Raw genomic sequence first — 3,828 nt, 5'->3', positions numbered from 1 at the left:
ACTTGTAATAGATCTTGTGCTCGAGGCTCGCCCAGAAGTCCATCGCGATCGTGCGGAACTGCACCTCGACAGGGACGAGCAGCGGCCCCGTCGACAGGAAAACCGGCACCTCGATGATCGCGTGCAGGCTCTTGTATCCGTTGGGCTTGGGCTCGGCGATGTAGTCCTTGACCACGCGGACCGTGATGTCGTCCTGCTGAGTGAGCAGCTCGAACAACTGGTACACGTCGGCGACGAAGCTGCAGGTCACGCGAACCCCGGCGATGTCGGTGATCTCCTCGCGGATCCGAGCGAAATCCGGCTCATCGATCCCCTTGCGGGCGATCTTCTCGACGATGCTGTCGGGCGTCTTGAGCCGGCTCTTGACGTGTTCGATGGGGTTGTACGCGTGATCGTTGAGGAACTCATCCCGCAGGATCGAGATCTTCGTCTCGACCTCACGCATCCCGAACTCGTACTCGCGGAGGAACCTCTGGAACTCGTCGCGGAGTTCCTTGGTCTGGCGGATTGTCTCTTCGGTGACCTCGATGGTCGTCATGGCTTCGACGTTACGCGTCTGTGTTCAGAACGGGCTGTGCGTTCGTCATCAGCGGAAGGGATGCTGCGCTCCTAAGCTGGTTCGATGACCGAATCGCAGCGCCGCGAAGGATGGCCGAGCGGCACCTGGCCCCGTCGTACCGAGCGCTTGGAGATCCGTCCGTGCACCCAGGATGACCTCGCCGCCGTGTGGGAGTACCGGCAGCTGCCCGAGGTGAGCCGCTGGCTCGGCCCCGCGCCGCAGGACCGCGAGGCGTTCGATGAGCTGTACCTCGAGCCCCGGCGACTGGGGATGACACTCGTCATGCGCCGTCTCGACGATAACGCCGTGATCGGCGACATCATGTTGAAGATCGGCGACGGGTGGGCGCAGCGCGAAGTGCTCGAGCAGGCCCGCGGCGTGGAAGCCGAGCTCGGCTGGACGCTCGCTCCGGACTTCACCGGTCAGGGGTATGCGACCGAGGCTGTGCGGGCAGTCATCGATGTCTGCTTCGGACCGCTCGCCCTGCGGCGGGTGCATGCCGGATGCTTCGCCGACAACGAGCCGTCCTGGCGCCTGATGGAGCGACTCGGGATGCGCCGCGAGGAGTTCAGCCGCAAGACGGCGCTGCACCGCTCCGGCGAATGGATGGACGGCATGAACTACGGGCTGCTCGCGGAGGAGTGGCCGACGCCGTAGAAGCTGCGCGTAAGGATCCCGTATGCGTGCGGAAATGCGGCCGTAGGGATTCCGTGAGGATGCCGTCCGCGCGAGCGCCGGAAGCGTAGCGTCATCCTTCGTGACAGATCAGCAACCGGATGCCCCGCAGCTCGCCAAGCGGCTGCTCATCGGCGACCCGCTCACCACTGAGCAGGTGAACGATCAGCTGCTCCCGAAGCGTCGGGCGCTGCCGATCTTCGCCTCCGATGCTCTGAGCTCGGTGGCCTACGCCCCGCAGGAACTCGTGATGATCCTGTTGATCGGCGGGCTCACCTTCCTCTCGTTCAGCCCGATGGTCGCCGCCGCCGTCATCGTGCTTCTGGTCGTCGTGGTGCTCAGCTACCGGCAGCTCATCAAGGCGTACCCTTCCGGGGGCGGAGACTACGAAGTCGCCCGCACCAACCTCGGCGAGATCCCCGGGGTCATCGTCGCAGCCGCCCTCCTGGTCGACTACATCCTCACGGTGGCGGTGTCGGTGGCATCCGGAGTCGACAACATCATCTCCGCCCTCCCCGGCCTCAACGCCTGGCGCGTGGAACTCGCGGTCGGCTTCGTGGTGCTCATCATCGTCGTGAACCTGCGCGGCGTCCGCGAAGCATCCACCGTCTTCGCGATCCCCACCTACGTCTTCATCGCCTCCGTCGGCGTGATGATCGCCACCGGCATCGTCCGCACCGTGCTGGGCGACGCCCCGATCGCGTCGAGCGCAGACTTCACGGTGCACGCCGAGAGTCTCAGCCAGGCCGCCGTCATCCTGCTCATCCTACGCGCGTTCTCCAGCGGATGCTCCGCGCTCACCGGCGTCGAAGCCGTCTCCAACGGCGTCCCCGCCTTCCGCGCGCCGAAGGTGCGCACAACGCCCAGGGGACGCTCGTACTGATGGGATCGATCGCCATCTGCCTGTTCGCCGGGCTCACCGCCCTCGCTCTCATCACCGGCGTGCACTACGCCGAGAACCCCTGCGACCTGGTCGGCTTCGACTGCACGAGCCCGCAGCCGAGCCTCATGGCACAGGTCGCGGCAGCGACCTTCGGCGGCGGCAGCATCCTGTTCTTCATCGTGCAGGCGGCGACCGCCTGCGTGCTGCTGCTCGCCGCGAACACCGCGTTCAACGGATTCCCGCTGCTCGGCGCGGTCCTCGCCCGCGACGGCTACGCACCGAAAGCACTGAACACCCGCGGCGACCGCCTGGTGTTCTCGAATGGAATGATCCTGCTGGGGCTCGCGGCGATCGCCGTGCTCATCGTGTTCCAGGCGCAGCTCACGACCCTGATCCAGCTGTACATCATCGGCGTCTTCGTCTCGTTCTCGCTCGGCCAGATCGGCATGGTCCGGCACTGGCGGCGGATGCTGCGCGGCCCACTCCACGCGAAGACGGCGGAAACGGCATCCGATCGCCACTCCGCGCATATCGGGCTCGTGATCAATGCGCTCGGGGCGACGTTCACGGTGCTCGTGCTGATCATCGTGACCGTCACCAAGTTCACGCACGGTGCGTACCTCGTGTTCTTCGCAATCCCGCTGCTCGCGCTGCTGATGATCGGTGTCAAGCGCTACTACCGCGACGTCGAGCACGAGGTCGCAGTCGACGACGACACCGAGTTCGGTGCGTCCGGCGACGTCGCGATCGTGCTCGTGAACCGGCTGCAGAAGCCGGTGCTGAAGGCGATCGACTACGCGATCGCCGCCGATCACGACAAGACTCTCGCCGTGCATATCGCGTTCTCCGCGGAGGACGGCGAGCAGCTGCACCGCGACTGGCGTGCGCACGGCATCCCGATTCCTCTGGTCATCCTGGACTCCCCGTACCGCACCTATGCGCAGCCGGTGGCGAAGTTCATCGAGCATTACCGAGAGAAGAACGGTTCGTCCGTGGTGACCGTGTACCTGCCGCAGTACATCGTCGGCCACTGGTGGGAGCGCCTGCTGCACAACCGGCGAGCGCGGCGCATCGCGAACCAGCTCATGCTCGTGCACGGCGTCTCGATCACGCTGGTGCCCTGGCTGCTGGACTCGTCGGCGCTCATCTACGGGCGGCGTTCCCGCCCGATTCCCGGCCAGGAGCGTGCCGGTCATGTCGGCGTCTAGGATTCAGTCATCATGAGCACCGATCCGCTCGACAGGCCCAGCACTATCGCGGAGCTCCCCCGGTTCGCCGGCGGCGCCCTGGGCTGGCGGCGTGAAGTCGCAGGCTTCGTCGTGACGCTTGTGGCGGGCCCCCTCCTGACCTGGTTGCTGTTCACCCTGCGCAGTCCCGAGTCGATCACCTACGAGGTCCTCTCGTACCAACTGCTGGTGGTGATCGTCGCGCTGATCGGCGGGATGCGCCCGGCTGTGACCGCCGCGGTGCTCTCCGGGATCACGCTGGATCTGCTGTTCGTCGCGCCGGCGTTCTCCATTGCGGTCGAGCATCCGCTGCACATCGTCGCGCTCGCGCTCTACGTGATCATCGCGGTGCTGGTCGGGTTGATCGTCGCACAGGCCGCCCGGCGGGCCCGCGTCGCCGAGCGCGCCACCGCCGAGGCAGAGCTGCTGGCCTCCATCGCCGGTCACGTGCTGCGCGGAGAGAACGCGGTGCTCGCGATGGTGAG

At 66.2% G+C, this 3,828-nt stretch carries 3 protein-coding genes and 1 pseudogene; 3 read left to right on the top strand and 1 reads right to left on the bottom strand.

Annotation, left to right across the window (positions count from 1 at the left end):
- A partial coding sequence (locus tag ACTIAO_RS13880; protein ID WP_441906811.1) for a GTP pyrophosphokinase occupies positions 1-538 on the bottom strand: 538 nt, incomplete at its 3' end.
- Between the two features lie 84 nt (positions 539-622).
- Here ACTIAO_RS13880 and ACTIAO_RS13875 point away from each other — a divergent pair.
- The 3 genes and pseudogenes from ACTIAO_RS13875 to ACTIAO_RS13865 form a co-directional block, all read left to right on the top strand.
- Positions 623-1,216: a GNAT family N-acetyltransferase gene (locus ACTIAO_RS13875; RefSeq protein WP_441906810.1), complete on the top strand. Its 594-nt coding sequence runs from the start codon at positions 623-625 to the stop codon at positions 1,214-1,216.
- A 100-nt stretch (positions 1,217-1,316) separates the two neighbouring features.
- Positions 1,317-3,325 (top strand): annotated as a pseudogene (locus tag ACTIAO_RS13870) (APC family permease).
- 12 nt (positions 3,326-3,337) lie between these two features.
- Positions 3,338-3,828 (top strand): DUF4118 domain-containing protein (locus ACTIAO_RS13865; protein WP_441906809.1); only part of this gene is annotated, 491 nt, incomplete at its 3' end.

This window comes from Microbacterium sp., from assembly GCF_052099035.1.
Taxonomy (GTDB): Bacteria; Actinomycetota; Actinomycetes; order Actinomycetales; family Microbacteriaceae; genus Microbacterium.
The sequence above is the reverse complement of the archived record's forward strand: the minus strand, read 5'-3'. Positions and strand labels throughout refer to the sequence as shown.

Bases quoted from the DNA above. Each gene is read 5' to 3' on its own strand.
- ACTIAO_RS13875 (WP_441906810.1), top strand. From the start codon at position 623: ATGACCGAATCGCAGCGCCGCGAAGGATGGCCGAGCGGCACCTGGCCC.